Annotated in this window: 26 protein-coding genes and 2 tRNA genes; 14 read left to right on the top strand and 14 right to left on the bottom strand. The window is 74.3% G+C overall.

The window, feature by feature from the left end:
* The first annotated feature begins 73 nt into the window (after window positions 1–73).
* The 4 genes from ACFUEL_RS03920 to ACFUEL_RS03905 are packed head-to-tail and all read left to right on the top strand — an operon-like array spanning window position 74 to window position 2,699.
* The gene (locus ACFUEL_RS03920; protein WP_380234364.1) at window positions 74–286 is read left to right on the top strand and encodes a DUF397 domain-containing protein; all 213 of its coding nucleotides are present in this window, start codon (window positions 74–76) and stop codon (window positions 284–286) included.
* Between the two features lie 43 nt (window positions 287–329).
* Window positions 330–1,079 (top strand): SUKH-4 family immunity protein, encoded by a 750-nt coding sequence (locus tag ACFUEL_RS03915; protein ID WP_380234363.1) that lies wholly within the window; start codon window positions 330–332, stop codon window positions 1,077–1,079.
* Between the two features lie 19 nt (window positions 1,080–1,098).
* Window positions 1,099–1,815 carry an SUKH-4 family immunity protein gene (locus ACFUEL_RS03910; protein WP_380234362.1) on the top strand — a complete coding sequence of 239 codons (717 nt, stop codon included), beginning with the start codon at window positions 1,099–1,101 and terminating at the stop codon, window positions 1,813–1,815.
* A 20-nt stretch (window positions 1,816–1,835) separates the two neighbouring features.
* Window positions 1,836–2,699: a nucleic acid/nucleotide deaminase domain-containing protein gene (locus ACFUEL_RS03905; RefSeq protein ID WP_380234361.1), complete on the top strand. Its 864-nt coding sequence runs from the start codon at window positions 1,836–1,838 to the stop codon at window positions 2,697–2,699.
* 3 nt (window positions 2,700–2,702) lie between these two features.
* Here the strand turns inward: ACFUEL_RS03905 and ACFUEL_RS03900 are convergent, their stop codons facing one another.
* The 4 genes from ACFUEL_RS03900 to purS all read right to left on the bottom strand — a co-directional run bounded on the left by ACFUEL_RS03900 (window position 2,703) and on the right by purS (window position 6,812).
* Window positions 2,703–3,515, bottom strand: a complete 813-nt coding sequence (locus ACFUEL_RS03900; RefSeq protein WP_380234360.1) for a sterol carrier family protein — start codon at window positions 3,513–3,515, stop codon at window positions 2,703–2,705.
* Between the two features lie 77 nt (window positions 3,516–3,592).
* Window positions 3,593–5,884 (bottom strand): phosphoribosylformylglycinamidine synthase subunit PurL, encoded by a 2,292-nt coding sequence (gene purL / locus ACFUEL_RS03895; protein ID WP_380234359.1) that lies wholly within the window; start codon window positions 5,882–5,884, stop codon window positions 3,593–3,595.
* Window positions 5,884–6,561, bottom strand: coding sequence for a phosphoribosylformylglycinamidine synthase subunit PurQ (purQ, locus tag ACFUEL_RS03890; RefSeq protein WP_380234358.1), 678 nt, complete (start codon window positions 6,559–6,561; stop codon window positions 5,884–5,886). The genes purL and purQ overlap by 1 nt, the downstream gene beginning before the upstream one ends.
* Entirely contained in the window at window positions 6,558–6,812 is a 255-nt protein-coding gene (gene purS, locus ACFUEL_RS03885) for a phosphoribosylformylglycinamidine synthase subunit PurS (protein ID WP_033250393.1), read from the bottom strand. The genes purQ and purS overlap by 4 nt, the downstream gene beginning before the upstream one ends.
* A 446-nt stretch (window positions 6,813–7,258) precedes the next feature.
* On the opposite strand from purS, the gene ACFUEL_RS03880 reads away from it, so the two are divergent.
* The 7 genes from ACFUEL_RS03880 (at window position 7,259) to ACFUEL_RS03850 (ending at window position 11,790) form a co-directional block, all read left to right on the top strand.
* Entirely contained in the window at window positions 7,259–7,576 is a 318-nt protein-coding gene (locus tag ACFUEL_RS03880) for an Lsr2 family protein (RefSeq protein WP_033250394.1), read from the top strand.
* Between the two features lie 151 nt (window positions 7,577–7,727).
* Window positions 7,728–7,800 (top strand) — tRNA-Gly (locus ACFUEL_RS03875).
* 44 nt (window positions 7,801–7,844) lie between these two features.
* Window positions 7,845–7,920, top strand: a tRNA-Gly gene (locus ACFUEL_RS03870).
* A 159-nt stretch (window positions 7,921–8,079) separates the two neighbouring features.
* Window positions 8,080–9,081, top strand: coding sequence for an ABC transporter ATP-binding protein (locus tag ACFUEL_RS03865; protein WP_380234356.1), 1,002 nt, complete (start codon window positions 8,080–8,082; stop codon window positions 9,079–9,081).
* Window positions 9,078–9,893, top strand: a complete 816-nt coding sequence (locus ACFUEL_RS03860; RefSeq protein ID WP_380234355.1) for an ABC transporter permease — start codon at window positions 9,078–9,080, stop codon at window positions 9,891–9,893. The genes ACFUEL_RS03865 and ACFUEL_RS03860 overlap by 4 nt, the downstream gene beginning before the upstream one ends.
* A 47-nt stretch (window positions 9,894–9,940) precedes the next feature.
* Window positions 9,941–11,179: a sensor histidine kinase gene (locus ACFUEL_RS03855; protein WP_380234354.1), complete on the top strand. Its 1,239-nt coding sequence runs from the start codon at window positions 9,941–9,943 to the stop codon at window positions 11,177–11,179.
* The gene (locus ACFUEL_RS03850; RefSeq protein WP_380234353.1) at window positions 11,176–11,790 is read left to right on the top strand and encodes a response regulator; all 615 of its coding nucleotides are present in this window, start codon (window positions 11,176–11,178) and stop codon (window positions 11,788–11,790) included. The genes ACFUEL_RS03855 and ACFUEL_RS03850 overlap by 4 nt, the downstream gene beginning before the upstream one ends.
* Before the next feature lie 25 nt (window positions 11,791–11,815).
* Here ACFUEL_RS03850 and ACFUEL_RS03845 read toward each other — a convergent pair whose 3' ends face one another.
* The 4 genes from ACFUEL_RS03845 to purD all read right to left on the bottom strand — a co-directional run bounded on the left by ACFUEL_RS03845 (window position 11,816) and on the right by purD (window position 17,654).
* The gene (locus ACFUEL_RS03845; RefSeq protein WP_380234352.1) at window positions 11,816–12,715 is read right to left on the bottom strand and encodes a phosphoribosylaminoimidazolesuccinocarboxamide synthase; all 900 of its coding nucleotides are present in this window, start codon (window positions 12,713–12,715) and stop codon (window positions 11,816–11,818) included.
* Between the two features lie 58 nt (window positions 12,716–12,773).
* Window positions 12,774–14,315, bottom strand: coding sequence for a N,N-dimethylformamidase beta subunit family domain-containing protein (locus tag ACFUEL_RS03840; protein ID WP_380234351.1), 1,542 nt, complete (start codon window positions 14,313–14,315; stop codon window positions 12,774–12,776).
* Between the two features lie 163 nt (window positions 14,316–14,478).
* Entirely contained in the window at window positions 14,479–15,969 is a 1,491-nt protein-coding gene (locus ACFUEL_RS03835) for a hypothetical protein (RefSeq protein WP_380234350.1), read from the bottom strand.
* A 440-nt stretch (window positions 15,970–16,409) separates the two neighbouring features.
* Window positions 16,410–17,654, bottom strand: a complete 1,245-nt coding sequence (purD, locus tag ACFUEL_RS03830; RefSeq protein ID WP_380234349.1) for a phosphoribosylamine--glycine ligase — start codon at window positions 17,652–17,654, stop codon at window positions 16,410–16,412.
* Window positions 17,655–18,139: 485 nt separating this feature from the next.
* Here purD and ACFUEL_RS03825 point away from each other — a divergent pair, with 485 nt between their 5' ends.
* Window positions 18,140–18,925, top strand: coding sequence for an SLATT domain-containing protein (locus ACFUEL_RS03825; RefSeq protein WP_380234348.1), 786 nt, complete (start codon window positions 18,140–18,142; stop codon window positions 18,923–18,925).
* Window positions 18,926–19,012: 87 nt separating this feature from the next.
* Here the strand turns inward: ACFUEL_RS03825 and ACFUEL_RS03820 are convergent, their stop codons facing one another.
* The 3 genes from ACFUEL_RS03820 to ACFUEL_RS03810 all read right to left on the bottom strand — a co-directional run bounded on the left by ACFUEL_RS03820 (window position 19,013) and on the right by ACFUEL_RS03810 (window position 21,584).
* Complete coding sequence (locus ACFUEL_RS03820; RefSeq protein WP_380234347.1) at window positions 19,013–19,660, bottom strand: hypothetical protein; 648 nt, start codon at window positions 19,658–19,660, stop codon at window positions 19,013–19,015.
* A gap of 44 nt (window positions 19,661–19,704) precedes the next feature.
* Window positions 19,705–20,604, bottom strand: coding sequence for a GntR family transcriptional regulator (locus ACFUEL_RS03815; RefSeq protein ID WP_380234345.1), 900 nt, complete (start codon window positions 20,602–20,604; stop codon window positions 19,705–19,707).
* 182 nt (window positions 20,605–20,786) lie between these two features.
* Window positions 20,787–21,584, bottom strand: a complete 798-nt coding sequence (locus tag ACFUEL_RS03810) for a carbon-nitrogen family hydrolase (protein ID WP_380234344.1) — start codon at window positions 21,582–21,584, stop codon at window positions 20,787–20,789.
* A gap of 158 nt (window positions 21,585–21,742) precedes the next feature.
* On the opposite strand from ACFUEL_RS03810, the gene ACFUEL_RS03805 reads away from it, so the two are divergent.
* Complete coding sequence (locus ACFUEL_RS03805; RefSeq protein ID WP_380234343.1) at window positions 21,743–22,570, top strand: maleylpyruvate isomerase family mycothiol-dependent enzyme; 828 nt, start codon at window positions 21,743–21,745, stop codon at window positions 22,568–22,570.
* A 1-nt stretch (window position 22,571) separates the two neighbouring features.
* Here ACFUEL_RS03805 and ACFUEL_RS03800 read toward each other — a convergent pair whose 3' ends face one another.
* Window positions 22,572–23,936: a nitrate/nitrite transporter gene (locus ACFUEL_RS03800; protein WP_380234342.1), complete on the bottom strand. Its 1,365-nt coding sequence runs from the start codon at window positions 23,934–23,936 to the stop codon at window positions 22,572–22,574.
* A gap of 64 nt (window positions 23,937–24,000) precedes the next feature.
* Window positions 24,001–25,224 carry a M64 family metallopeptidase gene (locus ACFUEL_RS03795; RefSeq protein WP_380234341.1) on the bottom strand — a complete coding sequence of 408 codons (1,224 nt, stop codon included), beginning with the start codon at window positions 25,222–25,224 and terminating at the stop codon, window positions 24,001–24,003.
* Between the two features lie 267 nt (window positions 25,225–25,491).
* Here ACFUEL_RS03795 and ACFUEL_RS03790 point away from each other — a divergent pair, with 267 nt between their 5' ends.
* Window positions 25,492–25,755, top strand: coding sequence for a helix-turn-helix domain-containing protein (locus ACFUEL_RS03790; protein WP_380234340.1), 264 nt, complete (start codon window positions 25,492–25,494; stop codon window positions 25,753–25,755).
* 105 nt (window positions 25,756–25,860) lie between these two features.
* Here ACFUEL_RS03790 and ACFUEL_RS03785 read toward each other — a convergent pair.
* Window positions 25,861–26,877 (bottom strand): dihydrolipoamide acetyltransferase family protein (locus tag ACFUEL_RS03785; protein ID WP_380234339.1); only part of this gene is annotated, 1,017 nt, incomplete at its 5' end.

The following is a 26,877-nucleotide window of genomic DNA, read 5'->3' as shown; positions in this document are numbered from 1 at the left end:
AACCCTGCTCCGACGCCTCCACCGCGCACCTACGATCACCCCCCCGGACGGACCCACTACGGAAGGAACGCCCATGCCCCGCATCGACCTGCCCAACGCCCACTGGGTGAAGAGCAGCCACAGCACCGACGGGGGCAACTGCGTCGAATGGGCCCCCACCGCCCACCCCGACACCATCCCCGTCCGTGACTCCAAGGACCCCAACGGCCCCACCCTGCTGTTCACCACCAACAGCTTCGCCGCCTTCATCACCGCCCTCAACTGCGGTTGTTTCCAGGCAAACTGACCCGCCACGTCCAATTACCGTGGCGCCCTCTAGGCTGCCGGGTATGACGTCCGCCGCGCCCCCGCCGCCGATCGTTCCCGTCACCCGGGCTGAGCTCGAGGCCGTCTACGGCGCCGACGGCCTGCGCCGCGTCCCGGTCGAGGAACTGCCCGCCTGCATCACCGACCCGGGCGCCCGCACCTACCTGAGCGAGATCGGCCTGATCGACGCGCCCAGTGCGATCAGCCGCTTCATACAGCTGCCGTTGCACACCCTGGCCGAGGGATGCGCGCCGCAGAGCCCCGCCGAGTACTGGCCCACCCTGCCGAAGGACGGCGCCGACCTGGTCGAGGTCGGCTGCTTCGGGCCCATCACCTTCGCGCTGGACGGCAGCACCGGCGAGGTCTACGCCCTGTTCGTGCACGAGCCGCCCACCGTCGGCGGCCGCCCGGCCCACCGCAGCCTGCACTCCCTGGCCCGCTGCCAACTCGCCTTCGGTGCACGGGAGATGCTCCACGTGGTCGGGCTGCTGAACCAGGAGGACATCGACTGGTGCCGCGAGCACCTGGCGGGATTCGCCGAGCTGTTCCCGGCCTACCTCGACGAGGACCCCGACGAGGACGAAGAACTCGATGACGAGCTCGCCGAGAAGCTCGCGGCGGAAAGGGCCGCCGCCGAAGAAGCCAGGGCCCCGCGGCCGAGCGACGACGAGATCTTCGCCGACCTGGCCGCCAAGCTGAACGCGGTCGAACCCGGCCTCACCGAAGGCCCGGTCTGGGCGGGGATCCTGGAAGACTTCCGGTACGGGTACTGACAGCGGCGGGGGAAACCACATGCGCACCGAAGACTCACGCCCGCGGATCGAACCCGTCACCCGCGCCGAACTCGAAGCCGTCTACGGCCCCGACGGGCTCCGTCGCATCCCCGCCGAAGAGCTGCCCGCCAGCATCACCGACCCCGGCGCCCGCGCCTTCCTCAGCGAGATCGGCCTGATCGACGCCCCCAACTCGATCGTCGTCCCCGAACCGTTCCCGCTGCGCGCCCTGTCCGAAGCGCTCGCGCCGCACAGTCCCGCCGAGTACTGGCCGACCTTGCCGAACAACGGCGCCGACCTGGTGGAGATCGGCCGGTTCATCTCCTCCGTCTTCGCGCTGGACGGCGCCACCGGCGAGGTCTACGCCCTGGGGGCGCACCAGCCGCCCACCGTTGACGGCCGACCGGCCCACCGCAGCCTGCACTCCCTCGCCCGCTGCCAACTCGCCTTCGGAGCAAGGGAAATGCTCAGCGTGGTCGCGCTGCTGGAACAGGAGGACATCGACTGGTGCCGTGAGCACCTGGAGGGATTCACCGAGCTTTACCCCACCTATCTCGACGAAGAACCCGACGAGGACGGGAACTTCCCCGGCGCCCCCGCCGACGACGAACCCTCGCGGCCGAGCGACGACGAGATCTTCGCCGGACTGGCCGACAAACTGAACGCGGTCGAACCCGGACTGCTCGACCATCCCGTCTGGGCAGACATCCTGGACGAATTCCGCTACGGCTACTGACCCGACCGAACGACGGAGCCATGACCACCGAACTCACCCAGCGCCTGCACGACCGCTTCGGTCCGGCCGGCCTGTACCGACCCGCTCCCGCCGAGCTCGCCGCCGCGGCGGTGCCCGCCGCCGTCGCCGCGCTGCTCTCCACCGCCGGGCTGCCGCTGCAGGTGGGGCCGTACTTCGCCGCCGCCCCCGGCCAGCCGTTGCGGCTGGCCGACTGGGCCCGCACGGTCGGCCTGTCCGCGGACGGCCGGCCCGAGGGCGGCTGGACGCGGCTGGGCAACGACCGCGGTGCCGAGCTGTGCGCGGACGAGGCGGGCCGGGTCTGGGCGGTGCACGTGGTCTTCCAGGGGCCGACCTCGCTGGTCGACACCGGCCTCGCAGCGTTCCTGGACAACCTGTGCACGCTGGACGCGCACCTGCGGGCGGTGGGTGCCGCCGAGCACCCGGACGAGGTGTTCCGGCTGTTCGCCGCCGCCGAGGACCGGGTGCGCGCCGTCGACCCGCACTCCTTCGGGAACCCCGAGCAGTGGTGGCCCCGGGTGCTGGAGGACGTCCGGCACACCCGGGGCGTGCCGGGCTACGCGGCGTTCAAGGTGCGCGGCCGGGGTGGCGAGCCGCAGATCGTCACCGCCGACGGCTCGCTCGCCCTGCACGCCGAGGAGGCGCTGTGGCACCGGCTGTCCGCCGCCGGTCTCGACCCGGACGACGTGGTCGAGGTCTACACCGAACTGCAGACGTGCCTGATGCCGGGCCACTACTGCGCGGTCTGGCTGGGCCGGGCGTTCCCGAACGCCGAGTTCACCCACAGCCACGACTACGGCGCGACCGCGGCCGAACGCGACGCCGGGATCAGGGAGTTGGCCGCCGCGCTGACCGAGGGCAGGTAGCGCTCAGCCCAGCACCGGCAGGTAGCCGGACAGGTCGCTGCGCTCGCCGCTAGCGGTGAGCGCGGTGTCCAGGGCGTCGGACCAGGCGAGGCGGCCGGTGGCGAGGCGGATCCAGGTCAGCGGGTCGGTCTCGACCACGTTGGGCGGGGTGCCGCGGGTGTGCCGGGGGCCTTCGACGGCCTGCACCACGGCGTACGGCGGGATGCGCAACTCGACTGCTCCGCCCGGTACTTGGACGGCGAAGGCGTCGGCGAGCAGCCGGGCGGTGGAGGCCAGCGCGAACCTGTCGTGCGGGAAGGCGTCGATGTCGAGCGCGGCGGCCAGGTCGTCGGCGTGCACCACGGTCTCGACCAGCCGGGTGACCAGGAAGTCGGCCAGCGGCATCGGGCCGAACCGCATCGGGATGATCCGGCCGGGCTCGCGGCCCTCCTCGCTGTCCAGGGCCTTCCACAACTCGCCGATCTGCCGGTCGAGTTCGCCGGAGACCTGGGCGGCGTCGCCGGCGAACTGCTCGGCGACCAGTTCGACGGCGGTGGAGTTGATGGTAGCGGCCGCGGTGCGGGTCTGCGAGGCCCAGTACAGCGGGGTGATCGGGGCCTGCGGCGGCAGCGGGTCGTGCAGGTGCAGCGGCACCCAGCTGGCCACCATGCCGAGGTGGGCGACGAGTTCGCGCACCCGCCACTCCCCCAGCCGGGTGGGCAGGGCGAGTTGGGCGTCGTCGAGGGCGCGGACGGCGGCGGCGATCGCGTCGAGCTGCCCGGTGAGTGCGGCGCGCACCTTCACCGGGTCGTAGGTTCGGGGCTTCACGGTGGGCATGCCCGCAGCGTACAAAACGCCGACGGGCGGCCGGGCCGAATACGTCCGGTCCGACCGCCCGTCGAGTTGACGCTCCGTCAGGCGAGCAGCGCCTCGATGACGCCGGTGTGGGCGTCGCGCAGCTCGGCCAGGGTGACGGTGAACTGGCCCTGGACCTCCAGCGCCTCGCCGTCCACCACGCCGATCCGGGTGGCGGGCAGGCCGCGGGCGCCGCACATGTCGTTGAACCGGAGCTCCTCGCTGCGCGGGACGGCCACCACGGCGCGACCGGCGGACTCGGAGAACAGGAACACGAACGGGTCGAGGTCGGCGGGGACGACGATCCGGGCGCCCTTGCCGCCCTTGAGGCAGCTCTCCACCAGGGCCTGCGCGAGGCCGCCGTCGGAGAGGTCGTGCGCGGCGTCGACCATGCCGTCGCGGGAGGCGGCGATCAGGATCTCGCCGAGCAGCCGCTCGCGCTCCAGGTCGACCTTGGGCGGCAGGCCGCCGAGGTGGTTGTGCACGACCTGCGACCAGGCGGAGCCGCCCAGTTCGTCGGCGGTGTCGCCGAGCAGGTAGAGCAGCTGGCCCTCCTCGGCGAAGCCGACCGGGGTGCGCCGGGTGACGTCGTCGATGACGCCGAGCACCGCGACCACGGGGGTCGGGTGGATGGCGACGTCGCCGGTCTGGTTGTACAGCGAGACGTTGCCGCCGGTGACGGGGGTGCCGAGCACCTGGCAGGCGTCGGCCAGGCCGCGGGTGGCCTCGGCGAACTGCCACATCACGTCCGGGTCCTCGGGGGAGCCGAAGTTGAGGCAGTCGGAGACCGCGAGCGGCTTGGCGCCGCCGGCCGCGACGTTCCGGTACGCCTCGGCGAGGGCCAGCTGGGCGCCCGCGTACGGGTCCAGCTTGGCGTAGCGGCCGTTGCCGTCGGTGGCGACCGAGACGCCGAGGTTGGTCTCCTCGTCGATCCGGATCATGCCGGAGTCCTCGGGGGTGGCGAGCACCGTGTTGCCCAGCACGTAGCGGTCGTACTGGTCGGTGATCCACGCCTTGGACGCCTGGTTCGGCGAGCCGGCGACCTTGAGCAGCGCGTCCTTCAGCTCGGCGCCGTTCGCCGGGCGGGCGAGCCGCTCGGCGGTCGGGGCGTCGGCCTGGAGCGCGTCCTGCCAGGACGGGCGGGCGAACGGGCGGTGGTAGGTCGGGCCCTCGTGGGCGACGGTGCGCGGCGGCACGTCGACGACCAGCTCACCGTGCCAGAAGATCTCCAGCCGCTCGCCGTCGGTCACCTCGCCGATGACGGTGGCGATGACGTCCCACTTCTCGCAGATCTCCAGGAAGCGGTCGACCTTGCCGGGCTCGACGATCGCGCACATGCGCTCCTGCGACTCGCTCATGAGGATCTCCTCGGGCGAGAGCGTGTGGTCGCGCAGCGGGACGGTGTCCAGCTCGATCCGCATGCCGCCGGTGCCGGCCGAGGCCAGCTCCGAGGTGGCGCAGGACAGGCCGGCGCCGCCGAGGTCCTGGATGCCCGCGACGAGGTCTTCCTTGAAGATCTCCAGGGTGCACTCGATGAGCAGCTTCTCCTGGAACGGGTCGCCGACCTGGACGGCGGGGCGCTTGGCCGGGCCGGTCGCGTCGAAGGTCTCCGAGGCGAGCACCGAGACGCCGCCGATGCCGTCGCCGCCGGTGCGGGCGCCGTACAGGATGACCTTGTTGCCGGGGCCGGACGCCTGCGCGAGGTGGATGTCCTCGTGCTTCATCACGCCCACGCACAGCGCGTTGACCAGCGGGTTGCCCTGGTAGCAGGAGTCGAAGACGACCTCGCCTCCGATGTTCGGCAGGCCCAGGCAGTTGCCGTAGCCGCCGATGCCCGCGACGATCCCGGGCAGCACGCGCCGGGTGTCGGGGTGGTCGGCCGCGCCGAAGCGCAGCGGGTCCATCACGGCGACCGGGCGGGCGCCCATCGCCAGGATGTCGCGCACGATGCCGCCGATGCCGGTGGCCGCGCCCTGGTAGGGCTCGATGTACGACGGGTGGTTGTGCGACTCGACCTTGAAGGTGACCGCGTAGCCCTGGCCGACGTCGACGACGCCGGCGTTCTCGCCGATGCCGACGAGCATCGCGTCGTTCTCGGGGGCCTTCTCGCCGAACTGCTTGAGGTGGACCTTGGAGCTCTTGTACGAGCAGTGCTCCGACCACATCACCGAGTACATCGCGAGTTCGGCGCCGGTCGGACGGCGGCCGAGGATCTCGCGGATCCGCGCGTACTCGTCCTCCTTGAGGCCGAGTTCGGCCCAGGGCTGGGCGGCGTCCGGGGTCTGCTCGGCGTTCTTGACGCTGTCCAGCGACCGGAGGGAGCTGGACTCAATGGGAGGTGTGAGGCTCATCAGGCGTTCACCAGCTGCTTCAGGACGGAAGTGAAGAAGCCCAGGCCCTCGGTGGTCGGACCGGTGAGCGGCTCCACGGCGTGCTCCGGGTGCGGCATCAGGCCGACGACATTGCCGGCGGCGTTGGTGATGCCGGCGATGTCGCGGTACGAACCGTTCGGGTTCAGATCGAGGTAGCGGGCCACGATCCGGCCCTCGGCTTCCAACTCGTCGAGGACGCGCTCGTCGGCGACGAACCGGCCCTCGCCGTTCTTCAGCGGAACGACGATTTCCTGGCCGGCCGAGTAATCCCGGGTCCAGGCGGTGGAGGCGTTCTCGATGCGGAGCTTCTGGTCGCGGCAGATGAAGTGCAGCGAGTCGTTCCGGGTGAGCGCGCCGGGCAGCAGGTGCGATTCGCACAGCACCTGGAAGCCGTTGCAGATACCGAGGACCGGCATTCCGAGCTTGGCCTGCTCGATGACGGTGTCCATGACCGGCGAGAAGCGGGAGATGGCCCCGCAGCGCAGATAGTCGCCGTAGGAGAATCCGCCGGGCAGGACGACGGCGTCGACCTGGTGGAGATCCTTGTCACGGTGCCAGAGGGCGACCGGCTCGGCGCCGGCCAGGCGGACCGCGCGCTGGGCGTCGCGGTCGTCGAGGGAACCGGGGAAAGTGACGACGCCGACTCGGGTGGTCACTTCCCCTCCTCCTCGACGCGGACGGTGAAGTCCTCGATCACGGTGTTGGCGAGGAAGGTCTCGGCGGCCTCGCGGATGCGGGCGAGCGCGGCGTCGTCGACCGGCCCCTCCAGCTCCAGCTCGAAACGCTTGCCCTGGCGGACGTCGGCGATCCCGGCGAACCCGAGACGCGGCAGTGCACGCTGCACCGCCTGGCCCTGGGGGTCGAGGATCTCCGGCTTGAGCATGACGTCGACTACGACGCGTGCCACTGGCACTCCCGGTGGTGATTGCGTGAAGGCGGGGGAACTCCAGACTACCTGGGCTCCGGGGCCCTCTTGCGGGCCACCGGCGGTAACGCGCGTAGACCCACACCCCTTACGCCCCAAGGGCCGCAGGCCCCCGACACCCCTCCCGCGCATCCGATTTCGCCGCTTTAATCCCGTCTGCAACGGGTGGCTATCCGGGCGGGTATCGGCGCGGGTAACGGCCCGGGTAACCCCCCGGAGGGGAAGCACGTGAATATCCCGAAAAAAGGAATCCCCAACTCTACGATTTCACCGGTCGGCGGGTGCAGAATAGGGCGACCGGCAGCCGAACGCGCCGCATCTCGGCGTGGGCTCCCCTGCCCGCCGGCGGATGCCGCGATCCCGGCCCAACGGACCGGCGGGGCATCCGAGACCCCCGACGGCCGAATTGCCCGAGAGGATTGACACCCATGGCCCAGCGCGTAGTGGTCACGCTCTCCGACGATCTGGACGGCGGCACCGCCGCGGAAACCGTTCACTTCGGCGTGGACGGGAAGTCGTACGAGATTGACCTGTCCGCGGACAACGCGGAAAAGCTCCGGGAGGCCCTCGCCCCGTTCGTCGCCGCCGGCCGCCGGCAGAGCCGCAGCGGAAAGTCCTTCCGGCGCACCGCCCTCACCCCGGACCCGGCCGCGGTCCGCAAGTGGGCGCAGTCCAACGGGCACGAGCTGCCCGCCCGCGGCCGCATCCCGAAGCACGTGTACGAGGCGTTCGCCGAGGAGAACTGACCGCCGCCACGGGCCCGTTGCGGGCCCGTGGCCCTTCCCCGGCCGCGCCGCCGGGGAAGGGTGGGGCGAGCAGGCCGATTGATGTTGTAGAGTATTTCTCGTCGCCGCAACCGGGGGAACCCGAGCGGGGCGGCCGGTGCCCAGGCACCGTGCGGACGTGGCTCAGTTGGTAGAGCATCACCTTGCCAAGGTGAGGGTCGCGAGTTCGAATCTCGTCGTCCGCTCGCAGTCAGCGTGAACAGACTGGTGCAGTACAACTCCATAACCTGCGGACGTGGCTCAGTTGGTAGAGCATCACCTTGCCAAGGTGAGGGTCGCGAGTTCGAATCTCGTCGTCCGCTCCAGTTCCGAAGGCCCCCCTCCACCGAGGGGGGCCTTCGGCGTTCCCGCGCAGTGCCGTGCGGGCACCGATGACATTTGTCACCGCCCACCCGTGCGGACGCACCGCTGCCCGGTGAGGGACCGCACTACTGACGGGGCCCGGCCGCCGGGAGGCTGGACCCATGACCGACACCAGCCGTTCCCGCCCCGCCGTCGAGGCCCGCGGGCTGCACCGCCGCTACGGGCCCGCCGGCCCGGACGGCTTCGAGGCCGTCCGCGGCCTGGACCTCGACGTCGCCCCCGGCGAGCTGTTCGCCCTGCTCGGCACCAACGGCGCGGGCAAGACCTCCACCCTGGAGGTGCTGGAGGGCCTGGCCGCGCCGAGCGCGGGCGAGGTCCGGGTGCTCGGCCTCGACCCGCTCCGGGAGCGCGCCGCGCTGCGCCCGCGGATCGGCATCATGCTCCAGGAGGGCGGCTTCCCCGGCGAGTTGACCCTCGCCGAGACCGGCCGCTGCTGGGCCGGCCTGACCACCGGCGCCCGGGCCGTGGACGAGGCGCTCGACCTGGTCGGCCTGCTGCCCCGGCGCACGGTGCGGGTCAAGCAGCTGTCCGGCGGCGAGCGCCGGCGGCTCGACCTGGCGATGGCCCTGCTCGGCCGCCCCGAGGTGCTGTTCCTGGACGAGCCCTCCACCGGCCTGGACCCGGAGGCGCGGGCCGCGGTGTGGCGGCTGATCCGCGAGCTGCGGACGGCCGGGACGACCGTGCTGCTCACCACGCACTACCTGGAGGAGGCCGAGGAGCTGGCCGACCGGCTGGCGATCATGCACCACGGCCGGGTGGTCACCGGCGGCACCGTCGCCGAGGTGCTGGCCGCGCACCCCGCCCGGATCTCCTTCGGACTGCCCGAGCGCACCGGCGCGCACGCCGCGCTCGACCTGCCCGCGCTGCCCGGCACCAGCACCGAGGTCGACGGCCGCCGGGTGCTGCTGCGCACCCCCGACCTGCAGGGCACCCTGACCGAACTGCTCGGCTGGGCCGCCCGGCACCGGGTCGTCCTGGACCGGCTGGACGCCCGCAGCGCCTCGCTGGAGGAGGCGTTCCTGGCCGTCGCCGCCTCCGGCCCGGCCGACGACGCGTCCGGTGCCGCCCCCGTCCGCCCCCAGACCCTCGGAAGTGCCGCATGACCACCGCCGCCGCCCCCGCCCTGACCCCGCTCTCCCGGCTGCTGGCCCTGGGCCGGGCCGAGACCACCCTGCTGCGCCGCAACCGCACCGCGGTGTTCCTGGCCCTGGTGCTGCCGTTCGCGCTGATCGGCTCGCTCCGCTCGGTCCTGCGGGCCGCCGCCGAGCACACCCCCGGCCTGGACGTGAACGGCAACCTGGTCACCAGCTCGATGGGCGTCGTCCTGCTGGTGGTCGTCTACACCAACCTGACCACCGCCTACACCGCCCGCCGCAACGACCTGGTGCTGAAGCGGCTGCGCACCGGCGAGGCCGCCGACGGCGAGATCCTGCTCGGCACCGCCGTCCCCTCGATCGGGCTGGCGCTGCTCCAGTGCCTGCTGCTGGGCGTCGGCGGCCTCGCCCTGCTCGACCTGCGGGCGCCCGCGAACCCGCTGCTGGTGCTGGCCGGACTGGCGCTGGCCGCCCTGCTGCTGACCGCGCTGGCCGCCCTGTCCAGCACGGTCACCAAGACGGTCGAGACAGCCGGCATCACCACCCTGCCGCTGCTGCTGACCGCCCAGTTCGGCTCCGGCCTGATGATCCCGCTGGAGTCGATGCCGGACACCGTGGCGAACGTCTGCCGCCTGCTCCCGACCACCCCCGCGCTCCAGCTCCTGCACATCGGATGGCTCGGCACCGACGGCACCGGCCCGTCCGCGGGCTTCGCCGAGACGTGGGGCCGGGCGTGGCTGCCGCTGCTGCTGGCCGCGGCCTGGGCGGGCGCGGCGCTCTGGGCGGCCCGCCGCTGGTTCCGCTGGGAGCCGCGCCGCTAGATTCGTCCGACGACCACCCAGGAACGACGGAGGGCCGCCCCGTGCGGATGAGCAGGCCGCGACCGATCCGCCGCTGGCGGGCGCTGTCCAAGCCGCAGCGCACCGAGCTGTACATGCGCTGGTCGCTGTACGCGATGGCGCTGCTCCAGGTGGGCGGGGTGTGGGCGCTGCTGGGCAGCGCGTACCCGGCCCACCCGGAGTCGGCCGACCTGCTGCGGGTCGGGGTGCCGGGCGGGCTGCTGACGGCGGGGCTGAACGTGGTGCTGATCCGCACCGGCCTGCCCGCCTACCTGGGGCGCCGCCCGTACCCGTACGGCTGGGCGGCGGTCTCGGGGGCGGCCTCGGTGGGGCTGGTGGCGGCGGTGCTGCTGCTGGGCCCGCAGCCGTTGGACCAGAACGCGGTGTCGGTGCCGGTGGCGACGGTGACGATGACGCTGTGGATGGCCACCACCAGCCTGGCCCTGCCGGTGCGGCACTGCCTGGTGGCGGCGGGGGCGGCCGTGGTGCTGGCCGTGGTGCCGCCGCTGCTGCGGGGCGCGCCCGCCGGGTTCGTGCTCGGCATGGTGCTGGGCTGCCTGCTCGGCTCGGCGCTCGCCGGGGTCGCCGCCCGCGGCTCGGCCTGGATCGCCAAGGTGGTCTGGGACCTGGACTCCGCCCGGGAGGCGCAGGCCCGCCTGGCGGTCGCCGAGGAGCGGCTGCGCTTCTCCCGGGACCTGCACGACGTGCTGGGCCGCAACCTGGCCACCATCGCGCTGAAGAGCGAGCTGGCCGTGCAGCTGGCCCGCCGCCGGCGCCCGGAGGCGGTGGACCAGATGACCGAGGTGCAGCGGATCGCCCAGGAGTCGCAGCGCGAGGTGCGCGAGGTGGTGCGCGGCTACCGCACCGTCGAGCTGCACACCGAACTGACCGGCGCCGCCTCGGTGTTGCGGGCCGCGAACGTCGTCTGCCGCACCGAGCTGTCCGGCGCGGACGGGCTGCCCGCCGAGGCGCAGTCGGTGCTGGGCTGGGTGGTGCGGGAGGCGGCCACCAACGTGCTGCGGCACTCGGAGGCCGCGAACTGCCTGTTCCGGCTGCGGGTCTCGGGCGGCAGCGCGCTGCTGGAGGTGGAGAACGACGGCGTCCCGGCCGTGCCGCCGCCGCGCGCGGAGGACGCAGGCAGCGGCCTGCGCGGCCTGGGCGAGCGGCTGGCCGCGCACGGCGGCACCCTGAGCACCGCCGGCGGCGGCTCCGGGCGGTTCCGACTGACCGCCGAACTACCGATCGAGACCTTGGAGTTCAAGAGATGACCGACCGGGTGCGGGTGCTGCTCGCGGACGACGAGCACCTGATCCGCGGCGCCCTGGCAGCGCTGCTGGCGCTGGAGGACGACCTGGCGGTGGTCGCCGAGGCGGCCTCCGGCCCGGAGGCGCTGGCGATGGCCGCCGCGCACCGCCCGGACGTGGCGGTGCTGGACCTGCAGATGCCGGGCCTGGACGGCATCGAGGTGGCGGCCGAGCTGCGGCACCGGCTGCCGGAGTGCCGGGTGATGATCGTGACCGGGCACGGCCGGCCGGGCTACCTGAAGCGGGCGCTGGAGGTCGGGGTGCGCGGCTTCCTGCCGAAGACGGTCTCCGCCTCCGACCTGGCCGGGATCATCCGCACCGTCCGGGCCGGCGGCCGCTACGTGGACCCGGAGCTGGCCGCGGAGGCGATCAGCGCGGGCGACTCGCCGCTGACCCCGCGCGAGACGGACGTGCTGGAGCTGGCCGCGGACGGCTCCTCGGTCGCCGAGATCGCCGTCCGGGCCGCGCTCTCGCCGGGCACCGTCCGCAACTACCTGTCCTCGGCGGCGGGCAAGCTGGGCGCGGAGAACCGCCACGCGGCGGTCCGGGTCGCCCGCGAGCACGGCTGGCTGTGACGGTCCGCCACAGCCGGCCCGGGGCTCACTTCCAGGGCAGCCCGGTGAGCTTCTCGTACGCGTCGATGTAGCGCTGCCGGGTGTGCGCGACGACCTCGTCGGGCAGCCGCGGCGGCGGGTTCTCGCTCTTGCGGTCCCAGCCGGAGGCGGGCGAGGTCAGCCAGTCGCGGATGATCTGCTTGTCGAAGGACGGCTGGTCGCGGCCGGGCTGCCACTCGTCGGCGGGCCAGAAGCGCGAGGAGTCGGGGGTGAGCACCTCGTCGCCGATGACCAGTTCGCCGTCCAGCAGGCCGAACTCGAACTTGGTGTCGGCGAGGATCAGGCCGCGCTCGCGGGCGATGTCCCCGGCCCGGGAGTACACCGCGAGGGTGGTCTGGCGCAGGGTGGCGGCGAGTTCGGCGCCGACCCGGCGGGCGGTCTCCTCGTAGGGGACGTTCTCGTCGTGCTCGCCGACCTCGGCCTTGAGCGCCGGGGTGTAGATCGGGCCGGGCAGTTCGGAGCCGTTGTCCAGGCCCTCGGGCAGCGCGACACCGCACACGGTCCGCGAGAGGCGGTACTCCTCCAGGCCGGAGCCGGCCAGGTAGCCGCGGGCCACGCACTCCACCGGCACCATGTCGAGGCTGCGGCAGACCAGGGTGCGCCCGGCCCAGTCGGCGGGGGCGCCCGCGGGCAGCTCGGTGGAGACCACGTGGTTGGGGACGATGTCGGCGATCCGCTCGAACCACCACAGCGAGAGCTGGGTGAGGACGCGGCCCTTGTCGGGGATCTCGTTGGGCAGCACCCAGTCGTAGGCGGACGTCCGGTCGCTGGCCACCATCACCAGGTTGCCGTCGGCGTCCCGGTACAGGTCGCGCACCTTGCCGGTGTGCAGGTGGACCAGGCCGGGCACCTGGACCGGCTCGGGCTTGGTGACGAATCCGCTCACGGTCAGTCAGTCCTCACAGCTGGGGGGCTCTGCGACCGAGTCTTTCACGCCCGCCGGGTCAGCCGCCGGAGCGCCCCTCCTTGCACAGGTGGTCCAGCAGGTTGGCGGTGACGCGCTGGATCCGCTCGTCGGTGTGTCCGGGCCGGTCCAGCGCGGGCGACCAGGCGAACGTCCCGGCGGCGAACACGTACGCGCCGCTGGGCGCCCGGTACAGCGAGGTCTCCTGGTGGGTGGCCCGGCCGTTCGCGTCCCGGTACGGGGAGTGCGCGAGCAGCACCCGCTCGGTGTGCGCGGGCAGTTGGACCTTCGGGTAGTAGCGGTCGGCCTCCCCGGCGACCAGTCCGGGCAGTTCGTCGCCGTCCGCCAGGCCGGTGCCCTGCCACAGCCAGTGCCCGGTGTTGCGGGCCACCAGCGGCACCGGCGCGGGCACGCTGCCCGCGTACTGGATGCCCAGCAGGTGCTGCTCGGGCTCCCCGGCGTCCCGCCACAGGGCGGAGGCGGCGCCGGGCACCCCGGCGGCGGGGTGGTCGGCGGCGACCCGCTGGCGCTTGCGGCAGTTCAGCAGCCGGGACGGTTCGCCGTCCGGGCCGGCCGACAGCTCGACCCGCCAGTAGAGGCTGTTGGCGGAGAGGAACACCAGCGAGGTGCCGCCGTCCCGGGCCCGTTCGGCGGCCCGCCGCATCGGCTCCGACCAGTACTCGTCGTGGCCGGGGAAGACCAGCGCCTTGTAGCGGGAGGCGTCCACCAGCCCGGCGTGCAGGTCGGTCGCGGTGGCGTAGCCGAGGTCGTAGCCGTAGCGCTCGGCCCAGCGGATGAAGTCGTAGGCGTGCCCGACGTGCAGCGGCAGCCCGGCGCCGGCGTGCGGCCGGTCGAAGGAGACCGTGACGGCGGCCTCCTCCTCCCCCACCAGGTGCCCGGCCGCGTCCCAGGCGTGGTAGAGGCTGGCGCCGTGGTGCCCGTCCTCGGGGAACAGGTTGTACGCCTGCCAGGTGACGTCCGGCAGCACCAGCAGCAGGTCGGCCGGGTCGAAGTCCCGTACGGTGAACGGGATGTGGCTGCGGTGCCCGCCGTCGGCGGTGGTCAGCACGGCCACGTACGCGCCGGAGCGCCAGTCCGGCGGGACCTGCAACCGCCAGGACTGCCACCAGTGGTGGCAGGAGACGGTGCGGTCGGCGACCATCGGCTCGGGCTGGGCCAGGCCGGCGATCAGCGGGCTGGAGTACACCTGCCGGGCGCCGTCCCCGCCGTCGTGGCCGATCCGGTAGACGTCGACCTGGAACTCCTGCGGCGGGTTGACCGTGACCCGCAGGTCCACCGCGCCGCCGGGCCGGACCACGCCCGCCGAGGCGAAGCCCTTGATCTGCCGGCGCACGTCGTCCGCGTTGCGCGGGCCGCTGACCGCCGGGCGCGGCCGGGCCGGGCCGTCGACCGGCCGCTGCCCGGGGGCGTCCACGCTCACGTACCAGGGGACGACGCCCTCGCCGTCCGCCAGGTAGTGGTCGGGGCTGCGCAGCCACGGCAGCGGGCCCTGCCCGAACGGGTCGGACACCCCGTGCGCCAACGTGCCGGACTCCCACCGGCGGTTGGACTCCGTCCCCACACGCCCCTCCCCACCCCTTCGCCCATCCACCGAGGGTTGGCAATTGCCATGCGGATGTGCGTGCGGACCAGCACACCACAGTTGGACGGCGAAGCGTCACCCCACCGTAGCAATTGGTACGGATGAAACCGGGTTTCCCTGGACACTCCGCAAGCGTCCCGGTTCAGCCCGAAAGGCGCACCGGGCGCTCGACCCGGACACCGGCCCGCTCCAGCCACCCGCGCAGCGGGCCGTCCTGCCCGTCCTCGACCGCCATCGCCACCGCGGCGGCCAACTCGCCCCGGGGCGCGGCCGAGCAGAGCAGCACCGGGCCGTCCAGCCAGTCCAGGCCGGGGGCGGCGGTGCCGGCGTCCACCGCGGCGCAGCAGACGGTGGCGGCGAGGTGCTCGACCAGCAGGTCGCGGCCGCTGCGCACGGGGGGCAGCGGGGGCGCGACCTCGGCGGCGCGCGCCACCTGCCCGGCCAGTGCGGCGGCCAGCTCCTCGGCCTCGCCCGCGGCCAGCCGGGCCAGCAGCTTGTCCAGCGCCGGGCCGGTGTGCGGGCGGTCGTCGCCGAGGGCGGCCTGCAGGGCGGCGGCCTGGGCGCGCCAGCCCCGGTCGACCACCCGCAGCGGGTAGTCCTCCCAGTCGAGCGGCTGCCAGCCCTCGGCGGGTTCCTCGTGCAGCAGTTCGGCGGCCAGCCGGGAGACCCGGGTGTCGACCAGGCCGGGCTCCTCCAGCAGGTCGCAGGCGGGGCGGTCGCCGAGCCGGTTCTCGTAGCCGTCGGCGAGCCGGTCGCGGCGGGAGAGCTCGGTCAGCGCGGAGACCACGCCGGCGTTCAGGTGCGCCGGGTGCAGGCCGAGCCGCCAGGCGGGCAGCGCGACCCGGGTGAGCAGGCGGTCCCAGCCCGCGTAGGCCAGGCCGACCTGGGCCTGGGCGGCGATCCGCGGCCCGTAGTCGACCGCCCTGGCCTGCTCGGAGGACCAGGCGGCGACGGCGTGCTCCAGCTCGGCGGAGTGCTCGCGGCAGGCGCCCAGCAGCCGCCGGTCGACCAGGCCGACCAGGGCGGCCGGGCCGCGGCGGCGCTCGCCCAGCGAGGCGTCCAGGGTGCGCACCCAGCGGCGGGCGGCCGCGATGTCCGGGTCGGCGGCCGCGGCGCCGCCGGCCACCACGGGGGCGAGCAGGGCGCACAGTTCGCCGGCCCGCATCCACCACAGGAAGGGGGAGCCGATCACCAGCACCGGTGCGGCCGGCGCCGGCCGGCCGGGCCGCCGGTGCGGCTCCTCCAGCCAGCTGTCGCAGTCCGGGGTGAGCGCGATCGCGGCGGGCGCCGGGACGTCGAGGCGCTCGGCGAGCTCCTCGATCAGCCGGTACAGCTCGGGCGCGTCGGCGCGCTCCAGCGGCACCGCCGGGGTGACCGGGGGGACGGCCAGCCGGTGCGCCCCGGCGACCAGCGCGGCCAGTGCCAGGCTCAGCGCGGCGACCGCGCAGACCGCCCAGCGGATGCCGTCCCAGAGCGGGGCGTCCGGCGCCCCGGGGGCGCCTATGTGTCCGGTGAACCGCCCGGCCAGCAGCACCACCGCGCAGGCGGCGGGCAGCGCGGCGGCGGCCACGGCCCGTCCGCGCAGACGCAGGACGGCCTGGGCTCGTGCGCGTGCGGTGTCCACTGCAGCCATCGCCGCGGCACCCCCTTCGCAGCCGACTCGACTCGATCAATTCCGGTACGGGAAGCGGCGGATGCCGAACCCGGTGGTACGACTCGCGTGGCGCTCTCCTGCCAGTCTCGACGCCGCGGTGCGGGCGGGTGTTCCGGAACTCCGGCGATTCCACCCGTCCTGGTGACACCGCGGCGGGGCGCGCCACCGCTCCCAGCATCCCCCCGGCGCGCCGAGGGGACGAGCCGCGTCCGCACCCGGGCCCCCGCCCCGGCGCGATGCAGCGCACCCTAAGGCCCCCGCTCGCGCCCCGTCAGCAGGATGCCCCGCCCGTCACCCGAAGGGCTGGTTTTCCGGCCTCGCCGCTGACGTCCGCGGCCTCGGGAAACGCCGCGGGGCGCTGCGTCCGGACGGGTCGGTCCGGGCACAGCGCCCCGCGGCGGCTGTCTGCTAACGGGCTGCTAGCGGGCGGCCTCGGCCGCGATGTCGGTGCGGTGCTGGCCGCCCTTGAAGGAGATCCTCGCGACGCCCGCGTACGCCTTCTCCCGGGCCTCGGCGAGATCCGCGCCGACGGCGGTGACGGACAGCACCCGGCCGCCCGCGGTCAGCACCCCGCCGTCCGGGCCGGCCTTGGTGCCCGCGTGCAGCACGAAGGCGGTGCCGTCGGCCTCCGCCGCGTCCAGGCCCTCGATCGGGTCGCCGGTGCGCGGGGCCGCCGGGTAGCCCTCGGAGGCCATCACCACGGTCACCGCGGCCTCGTCGGACCAGCGCAGCGGCTCCAGCCCGCCCAGCGTGCCGTTGGCGGCGGCCAGCAGCACCCCGGCCAGCGGGGTGCGCAGCCGGGCCAGCACGACCTGGGTCTCCGGGTCGCCGAAGCGGGCGTTGAACTCGATCACCCGGGTGCCGCGCGAGGTCAGCGCCAGGCCCGCGTACAGCAGGCCGGAGAACGGGGTGCCGCGGTGGCGCAGCTCGTCCACGGTCGGCTGCAGGACGCTCTCCAGCACCTCCGCGACCAGGCCCTCGGGGGCCCAGGGCAGCGGCGAGTAGGCGCCCATGCCGCCGGTGTTGGGGCCCTGGTCGCCGTCCAGCGCGCGCTTGAAGTCCTGCGCCGGGACGAGCGGGAGCACCGTGGTGCCGTCGGTGATCGCGAACAGCGACACCTCGGGGCCGTCCAGGTACTCCTCGATCACCACCCGGCCGCACGCCACGGCGTGCTCCAGCGCGGCGGCCCGGTCCGAGGTCACCACGACGCCCTTGCCGGCGGCCAGGCCGTCGTCCTTCACCACGTACGGGGCGCCGAACGCGTCCAGCGCCTCGGCGGCCTCCTGCTCGGTGGTGCAGACGTAGGAGCGCGCGGTCGGGACGCCGGCCGCGGCCATCACGTCCTTGGCGAACGCCTTGGAGCCCTCCAGCTGGGCGGCCTCCTTGCCGGGGCCGAACACCGGGATGCCGGCCGCCCGCAGCGGGTCGGCCACGCCGGCCACCAGCGGGGCCTCCGGGCCGACCACCACCAGGTCGGCGCCCAGCTCCCGGGCGAGCGCGGTGACCGCGTCCCCGTCCAGCTGGTCGACCGGGTGCAGGGTGGCGACCCGCGCGATCCCGGCGTTGCCCGGGGCGCAGTGCAGCTCGGTAACGGCAGGGTCTTGGGACAGAGAGCGGCACAGGGCGTGTTCGCGGGCGCCGGTTCCGATGACGAGGACCTTCACGCCTGCCAAGCCTAGTCGGTGGCCGGTTCCGCACCGTCGGCGGCTCCGGAGGAAGCTCCGACGCGGGGCGGCGGCGCGCCGGCGCTCTTCGTAGGAACGCACAGGGAAATCCCCCGAGCAGCCGCGCCGTCACACCGGCGACCCCCGTCACCCTCGCTCGGACGGGTGAAATCCGGCCAGCCGCCGCAACCCTCCCACCTCGGCTTCCGGAGGTGAAATCACATAACGATCACTGCGGAAGCGCCCCCACGGTAAGCCATTTGGCGGTAAGAAGTGCTGTTGGACCCGAGCCCGGCCGCACCGCCGGGCACGGCACCATGGGCGGCTGCGACCCGCGCTCGGCGCCACGGGCCCGCACCGCCGTGCCACGAACCGCCAGTTCCACGAAGCCGACGGCCCGACCCCCCGGGACGACCGGCCTCCGTACCGTCAGTCCCGGTGCCCGCCGGGCCCCCGCAGTCACCCCGCCACAGGGAGCGCCACAGGTGAGCCAGCCGGAAATGCAGCCCGAGGAGAGCCCCTGGGGCAAGGAGGTCGCCGACGACGACCAGTCCGCCCCGGGGGCCGGCGGACGGACCCCGACCCGCCGCCGCGCCGACCTGAGCGCGCGCCAGTTCCCGCTCGGCGACTGGGGCGAGCCCGCCGAGCGGCTGGAGGAGCTCTACCGCTGGTCGGAGGAGCGCGCCGTGGAGGCGATCGACTGGTACCGCCGGGACCGGGTCTGGAAGCGCCGCTGGGCCCGCCTGCTGCGCTTCTCCGCCGCGGTCTTCACGGTCGGCGGCGTCACCGCCCCGCTGCTCTCGCTGACCGGCCGGCTCGAGCACGCGATGGAGTGGGGCTACACCGGCCTCGCCCTGGCCGCCGCCGCGCTGCTCGCCGACCGCGCCTTCGGGCTCACCTCCGGCTGGATGCGCGACGTCTCCACCTCGCAGGCCCTCCAGCGCCGCCTGGAGGCGTTCCAGTTCGACTGGGCCTCCGAGTGCGTCCGGGAGGTCCTCGGCCCGACCGAGGGGACCGCGGGCGAGGCCGCCGAGCGCTGCCTCGGCGTGCTGCGCCGCTTCTGCGAGGACGTCTCCGACATGGTCCGCACCGAGACCTCCGAGTGGATGCTGGAGTTCCGCGCGGGCATGAGCCAGCTCCCCACCCAGGCCCCCGGCTCCTGGGGCGGCCGCAACGAGGGCGGCTCCGGCGCCCAGGTCCGCGTCCTGCCCGCGCCGGGCACCCGGCCCACCATGCCCCGCCAGCGCCCCCCGGAGGGCCCGCTGCGCTAGGCCGGAGCCGGAAGGCGAAACCGGGACGCGCACACCGGGACGCGCACACCGGGGGTGCGCTCCTGGTTCCGGCCCACCGGGCGGCCGTCACGCGAAGACGATCATCGATCCCTGGGTGACGCTGCGGGTCGCCGCCGTGTAGAGCCCCGACCAGGCGTGGCGCTCCCGCGCGTAGGGGTGGAAGTCGTCGATCGGCGGCCCGAAGGACTGCTCCAGCCGGGTGGGTCCCAGCGGGCGGGTGGGTGCCGGGGGGTCGAGCGGGTCGATGCCCAACAGCGGTGCAACGGCCTGGAGTTCGCGCAGCAGCCCGTACGAGGAGCCCAACGGGCCGCCCGCGGCGAGGAGTTCGTCGGCCACCAGCGGGATCCGGAACTCCACCGGCAGGTAGGCCCCGGCGTGGTCGAAGTGCCAGACCAGGTGCGACTGTTCGGCGGTGGACTCGAACATCTCCAGCAGCTGCTCGTAGTCGCTGCCGAGCGCGTCCACCGGCGTCACCTCGAACCCGGTGAGCCCCAACAGGTAGGCGCGGCGCAGGAAGTGCAGCGAGTCGTAGTCGAACGCGGCTATCGCCTCGACGTCCCCGGAGAACCCCGGCACGTACGGGTGGACCGGGACGGGCGGTAGCCCGTGCTGGGCGAGCACCGCGTCGTAGCGGTCGAGGTCCTCGCGGAACGGGTTCTCGGGGCTGTGGGAGAGCACGTCCACGAGCGGGACGAGCCAGAGGTCGCAGGCCATGGGCCGGCTCATCCTCTCGGGTGGCGGGGCAACGGGCCCCAACCCTACCGGCCCGTGGCGGGCTCGCCGCTGCCCGGTCGGAACGGCCGGGCGAACCGGCCGGGGGGCACGAAGCGCGGCATCGGGACCCGGCCCAACCCGACGGAGGCGGCGGCCGGCCGGGGGACGGTCGCGGACGGCCGGGCCACCGTCGCGGCGGGGGCCGGGGCGGTCGGCTCGCGCAGCAGCCGGAGCACCGCGACGTCCTCCAGCGGGTGGCCGAGCCGGCGGGCGAGCAGTTCGACGGTGAACAGGTTGTAGTCGTTGACGACCCGGTGCGCCCCGCGCCGGTCGCGGGCCTCGATCCGGTCGACGAGCTCGCCGTGCCGGTCCCAGCAGACCTCGGACAGGTCGCCGCCGATCGCCCGCAGGTGCGGGGCGGCGAACATCCAGGACTGGATCCGCAGCCAGCCGAGGTAGTCGGCGATCCGCTCGTTGCACAGCAGCGCGGCGGCCTCCTGCCAGAACCGCAGGTCGCAGCCGACCAGGACGTCCAGCTGCCCGGACCGGGCGGCCCTGGCCGCGGCGTCGGCCCGGCGGCGCAGCGAGGGCAGCCGGGACCAGTCGTAGCAGTGCGCCCGGCCGGCCAGGTGGCGCAGCGCGTTGTCGGTGAGCAGGGTGCGGGCCTCGAAGATCTCCAGGAAGTCGTCCCAGGTGAACTCGGGGACGGTGAAGCCGCGGTGGGGTTCGCTGACCAGCAGCCCCTGGGCGGCGAGGTCGACCAGCGCTTCCCGGGCGGGGGTCGCGGAGACGCCGTAGATGTCGGCGATCTCCTTGACGGTGAAGTTCCGCCCGGCCGGGAGGCGGCCGGCCATCATCTCGTCGCGCAGGGCGTCGGCGATCTGTTCGCGGAGGCTGTTGCGCCGGATCAGGGCGCGCCCGCCCCCGTTCTCCGCAGCGGTCATGGCCGCCCCCTCTCCGTGCCGCGCCCTCACGCGGCCGGGACCCGGCTCACAAAACGCGCACAGAGTACCCCGGAATGGTCAATCCGGACCAAGGGCACGGAAAAATCCGTGCCCACCGCGCCGTCGCACCACGCCGGGTCGGCACCGCACGGGCGCGGGACCAGCGCCGCACCGCCGCCGGGTCAGCGCTGCACGGGCGCCGGGATGCCGAGCAGCCGGTCCCGGTGCACCGGGAAGTCGGCGCGGCACTTGGCGACCTCGGCCGGGTCGAAGTCGACGGTGAGCACCTGCTCGTCCGGCCCGGCCTCGGCCAGCACCCGGCCCCAGGGGTCGACCGCGATGCTGCGCCCGGCCTGCTCGACCCCGCCGTGGGTGCCGGCGGTGTTGCAGGCCAGGACGAGGGCCTGCTCCTCGACGGCGCGGGCGCGGGCCAGCAGGTTCCAGTGCTCGGCCCGGCGGGCGGGCCAGGCGGCCGGGACGACCAGCAGTTCGGCGCCGCCGTCCAGCAGCGCCCGGAACAGCTCGGGGAAGCGCAGGTCGTAGCAGGTGGCCAGGCCCAGCACGGCGAAGCCCGCGTCGACGGTGACGATCTCCTGCCCGGCGCCCATCGCGACCGCCTCGCCGCTGTCGAAGCCGAAGCGGTGGATCTTGCGGTAGGTGCGCACCAGTTCGCCGTCGGGGGCGAACAGCAGCGAGGTGTTGTAGATCGGGCCGTCCGGGTCCCGTTCGACGATCGAACCGGCGTGCAGCCAGCAGCCGACCGCCAGCGCGGCGGCGGACATCGCCTCCGCGGTCGGGCCGTCCAGCGGTTCGGCGCCGGTCGCCCAGGCGTCGTACGCGAAGCCGCCGACCGGCCACAGCTCGGGCAGCACCACCAGGTCGGCGCCGTCCTGGGCGCGGACCAGCGCCGCGGCCCTGGCCCGCCGCTCGGCGGCCGGCTCGGTGTCCGACACGGCGAGTTGGATCAATGAAGCGCGCACAGTACCACCGTCCACGGCAAGAGTCCTACGATCGTCACCCGAAAGCGCTGCCCTGCTCTCACCCGGCAGCGTAACGTGCCGTATGCGCGTCCGTGCGAGGTCTCGGCAGCCCGGACGACGTGGGACGACGCAAGCCGACGGAGGGGCCGGAGATACCCGTGACGGACAACCAGACCGTGCAGGCGTACACCGATGCGTGGACGCAGTCGATCGAGTCCATATCCGAGCTGCTCGCCCCACTGCCGACCGACGCCTGGAACCGGGCCACCGAGTGTCCCGGCTGGTCGGTGCGGGACGTGGTCTCGCACATCATCGGCGTCGAGTCCGAGCTGCTCGGCGACCCGCGGCCGATCCACGCCCTCCCGCGCGACCTGCGGCACGTGACGAACGAGTTCACCCGGTACATGGAGCTCCCGGTCGACAAGCGCCGCTGCTGGACGCCGGTGGAGATCACCAGCGAGCTGGAGTACACGGTGATCCGGCGCTCCCGGGCGCTGCGGAACGCCAAGCACGAGCCGGGCGACCCGGTGCGCTTCCCCGGCGGCCCGCTGGCCCGGGACGTCCCGTACGCGACGCTGCTGCGGCTGCGCGCCTTCGACGTCTGGGTGCACGAGCAGGACCTGCGGCGGGCCCTGCAGGCGCCCGGCAACCTGGACTCCCCGGCCGCGGTGGTGACCAGGGACTGGCTGATCGAGTCGCTGCCCCGGCAGGTCGCCAAGCAGGCGGGTGCGCCGATCGGCACCACGGTGGCCTTCGACGTCGCGGGCGCGCTGCCGTTCCACCGCACGGTGCGGATCGGCCCGGACGGCCGGGGCAGCGTGGACGAGTCGGTGGTGCTGGCCCCCGAGGTGCGGCTGTCGATGGACTGGCAGACCTTCGTCCGGCTGTGCTGCGGCCGGGTCCGCCCGGAGACCGCGCTGGTCAACGTGATCGGCGACCAGGAGCTCGGCGGCCGGGTGCTCGCCCACCTGGCGAGCACCCCCTGAGTCACCGGACCTTGCGGCGCAGCCGCAGGATCATCGCCGTCCCGAGCAGCAGCGGCACCAGCTGGAAGCAGAACGCCAGCTGGTAGGCGTGCGCGCCGTAGCCGTCGCCGCCCGGGTCGGCGAGCGCGTCCAGCAGGACGCCGACGCCGAGCAGGGTGGTCATCGAGCCGATGAAGCCGCCCATGTTGGCGATGCCGGAGGCGGTGCCCATCCGTTCGGCGGGGTTGTAGGCGCGGGCGTAGTCGAGGCCGATCAGCGAGGCCGGGCCGTTGCTGCCCATCACCAGCATCAGCAGCACCAGCAGCCACAGCGGCGGGTGGCCGTGCGGCCAGGCCAGGGCGGCCGTCCAGCACAGCGCGGTGGCGGTGAGCACGGTGAAGGTGATCGGCAGCCGGGAGGCGGCCGTCCGGGAGACCATCCGGCCGAACAGCAGGCCGAAGGCCATCCCGCTGAGCACCAGCAGGCTGAGCAGGCCGCCCGCCCCGGCCCGGGACATGCCCTGCCCCTCGACCAGGTAGGGCATCCCCCACAGCAGGCCGAACGCGGACGCCGGGAAGGCCGTGGTGAAGTGCACCCACATGCCGAGCCGGGTGCCGGGTTCGGACCAGGCGGCCCGGATCTGCTGCCCGACCGGCAGCCGCGTGCTCTCGTGCCGGACGGGCTCCGGGGCGCCGGGCGGGGCCTCCTTGAGCAGGGCCAGGACGGCGACGAGGACCGGCACGCCGGTCAGCGCGATCGCCCCGAAGGTGGTGCTCCAGCCGGCGGTGTGCAGCGCCTGGGCGAGCACCACGGTGGTGAACAGGTTGCCGCCGGTGCCGACCAGGCCGGTGAGCTGGGCGACGAACGGGTTGCGGGCGGCCGGGAACCAGCGGGCGGCGACCCGCAGCACGCTGATGAAGGTCATCGCGTCGCCGCAGCCGAGCACCGCCCGGGAGGCCAGCGCGGGCCCGAACGCGGTGGAGAAGGCGAACGCCAGCTGCCCGGCGCTCATCAGCGCCACGCCCAGCACCAGCACCCGGCGCGGACCGATCCGGTCGACCAGCAGGCCGACCGGCACCTGCATCCCGGCGTACACCAGAACCTGGAGGATCGAGAAGGTGGACAGCGCGGAGGCGCCGATGCCGAACCGGGCGGAGGCGTCCAGCCCGGCCACGCCGAGGCTGGTGCGGTGCACCACGGCGAGGACGTAGACGCTGACGCCGACCGTCCAGGCGAACCAGGCGGCCCGGCCGCCCGGCGGGTGGAAGGCGGCGACGGGCGAGGCGGCGGCGGGGGCCGCGGCGGGGGCGTCGCGCGGGGCGTCGGCGCGGGGGCGGGGAACGGAGGCGGACAGGGACGGTGCGGTCGGGGCGGGGTCCACGCTCATAGTGGGACCAGGCTAGTCATCCCATGACCTGACCTTTGGGTCGGGGTCGGCGGAACGTCCGGTTTCAACCGGTGAGCGTCCAGTTCACCGTCCGGGTCATGTACTGCTCGCGAAACGCCTCGTCGCGCACCCAGTCGGTGGTGTCCTGGACGGTCGCCGTGACGGTGTGCTTCCCGCCCGGCTCCAGCGCCAGCGCCCCGGTGTCCAGCCAGGTGCCGTCCGCGCTGCTCGCCTCCACCGGCCTGCCGTCCAGCGTCCAGCCGATCCGCAGCTGCCGGGGGCCGGTCAGCGCCAGCGGCCGCACGTGCAGCTTGGGCCGCCCGTCGACCTGTCCGGGGGCCGGCTCGGGGTCGTCGGCCGGCTTCACCCGGCGGTACAGCTGCTCGACGATCGCCTCCCGGGAGGGCAGGTTGTACGTGCTGCCCAGGGTGCGCATCACCGAGTCGGCGGTCGGCCGGTACAGGCCGTTGGCGCTGCGGTACGCGCCGACCACGCCGCCGCCGTCCGGCGACTCGGCGCCCAGCCAGTGCCACCACTTGGTCCGCTCGCGCAGCATCTCCTCGGCGTCCACCGCGGACAGGTTCGGGTAGTCCGGGTCGTTCGGCGCCGAGTCGTACTCGTCGCCGAGGGCGCCGACGGTGTGCCCGATCTCGTGCTGGATGATCCGCCCGGCGTCCGGGCTGCCGCCCGCCAGGGTGGTCACGCCGGTGCCGCCCGCGCCGCCGTACTCGGTGGAGTTGGCCAGCGCGATCAGGTACTGCGGGCCGTCGCCCTGCCCGGCCCAGCGGGCGGTGGCCCCCTCGTCCGCGCACAGCAGGCGGGCGGTGCCCTCGCACCAGAAGCGCATCCCGAGCGGGGTGGCGGGGGACTTCCCGGCGCTCTCGGTCTCCGCGATCCCGGCCACCGGGGAGACCACGTCCACCCGCCGTATGTTGAAGAACCCCTGGTAGGTGCGGAACGGCTCGATCTCCAGCAGCGCCCGCCAGGCCCGGTCCGCCTGCTCGTGGAACAGCTGCTGCTGGGCCGCGGTGTAGCCGTCGCCGAGCAGCACCAGGGTGATCCGGTTGGACGCGTCGCCGGTCAGCCGCAGGTCCACCGAGGGCGCGCCGGGGGCGCGCAGGCCGGGGTGGGAGACCGGCGGCACCGCCCGGTCGGGCCCCGGCGGGGGGCCTATCGCGGTCGAGGGCGCGGGCGAGGCCACCTCCACCACGGCGGGCAGCACGGCGGCGGCCACCAGGAGCAGGGCGGCCGCCGAACGCATCACGGGTCCGGGAGCACCAGTCGGCATACGGGGGGATCCTCGCTGCGACGGCCGCCCGGCCTGGCTGCGCGGGCGACTCGGTCGCACACACGTACCCGTCGCGGACCGGGGCCGGGCGGGACGGGCGCGAAACTCCCTCGGGCGGCCCAATGCCCGACACTCCCGGGTGATTTCCGGTAGGGGTCCGCCGGAATTCCCAATTCCGAATCCGGGCAGTCGAGTTGGCGCGGCGCCCGGCTCCGGCCGGACGGGATACGCTGCCGAACGGGGGAACGACAGGGGGGTGGCGGGGCGATGGGGACCCGAGGGGAAACGGATCCGCGCGAAACGTTCGGGCGCGTCCTGCGCACCCACCGGCGGGGCGCCGAACTGACCCAGGAGGAACTGGCCGCCAGGGCCGGGCTCGGCATCCGCACCCTGTCCGACCTCGAACGCGGCGTGGCCGGGCCGCGCCCCACCACCGCCACCCTGCTGTGCGCGGCCCTCGGCCTGGGCCACCCGGCCTCGGCGGACTTCCACGCCCTGGCCCGCGCCAGCTGGCACTCCGCCCGCCGCTGACCGCCTGCCGGCACCTGCCTGCCCGGCCGGGACACGCCGCCCGGGCACGCCGCGGGCCCCGCTCCGCGGTGCGCGGAACGGGGCCCGGTGGGTCGGTGGGGCCGGTCAGCCCCAGGTGATCAGGCGCTTCGGGTACTCCAGGATCGCGGCGGTGTCCGCGAGCACCTTGGAGCCCAGCTCGCCGTCGACCAGCCGGTGGTCGAAGGACAGCGCCAGCGTGGTGACCTGGCGGGGCACCACCTTGCCCTTGTGCACCCAGGGCAGCTCCCGGACGGCGCCGAAGGCCAGGATGGCCGCCTCGCCCGGGTTCAGGATCGGGGTGCCGGTGTCGACGCCGAACACGCCGACGTTGGTGATCGTGATGCTGCCGCCCGACATGTCCGCCGGAGCGGTCTTGCCCTGCCGCGCGGTCTCCACCAACTCGCCCAGGGCGACCGCCAGTTGGGAGAGCGTCCGGGAGCCGGCGTCCTTGATGTTCGGGACGATCAGGCCGCGCGGGGTGGCCGCGGCGATGCCGAGGTTGACCGCGCCCCGGACGACGATCTCCTGGGCCGGCTCGTCCCAGCTGGCGTTGATCTCCGGGTGCCGCTTGACGGCGGTGAGCAGCGCCTTGGCGACCAGCAGCAGCGGGCTGACCCGCACCCCGGCGCCGAGCTCGCCGCTCTCCTTGAGCTTGCGCACCAGCTTCATCGTCCGGGTCACGTCGACCTGGACGAACTCGGTGACGTGCGGCGCGGTGAACGCGGAGGCCACCATCGCCTGCGCGGTCGCCTTGCGCACGCCCTTGACCGGCACCCGGACGTCCCCGGCCGCGCTCGGCACCGGCAGTGCCGCGGCGGCCGGCCGCTGCTCCGCCGCGGGGGCGGCCACCGGCTCGACGACCGCCTCGGCGGCGGTGCTCGCCGCGGCGTGCACGTCCTCGCGGGTGATCACGCCGTTCGGGCCGGTCGGCACCACGGCGCGCAGGTCGATCCCGAGGTCCTTGGCGAGCTTGCGCACCGGCGGCTTGGCCAGCGGGCGCTCCCCCTCGACGACGGGAGCGGCGGACGCGACGGGCGCGACCGGCGCGGGTGCGGCAGGCGCGACGGGTGCCGGGGCGGGTGCGGCGGCGGCCGTCGCGTT

The sequence above is a fragment of the Kitasatospora sp. NPDC057198 genome (genome assembly GCF_042670125.1).
Classification (GTDB): Bacteria; Actinomycetota; Actinomycetes; order Streptomycetales; family Streptomycetaceae; genus Kitasatospora.
This window is presented reverse-complemented; position numbering and strand designations above follow the sequence as displayed.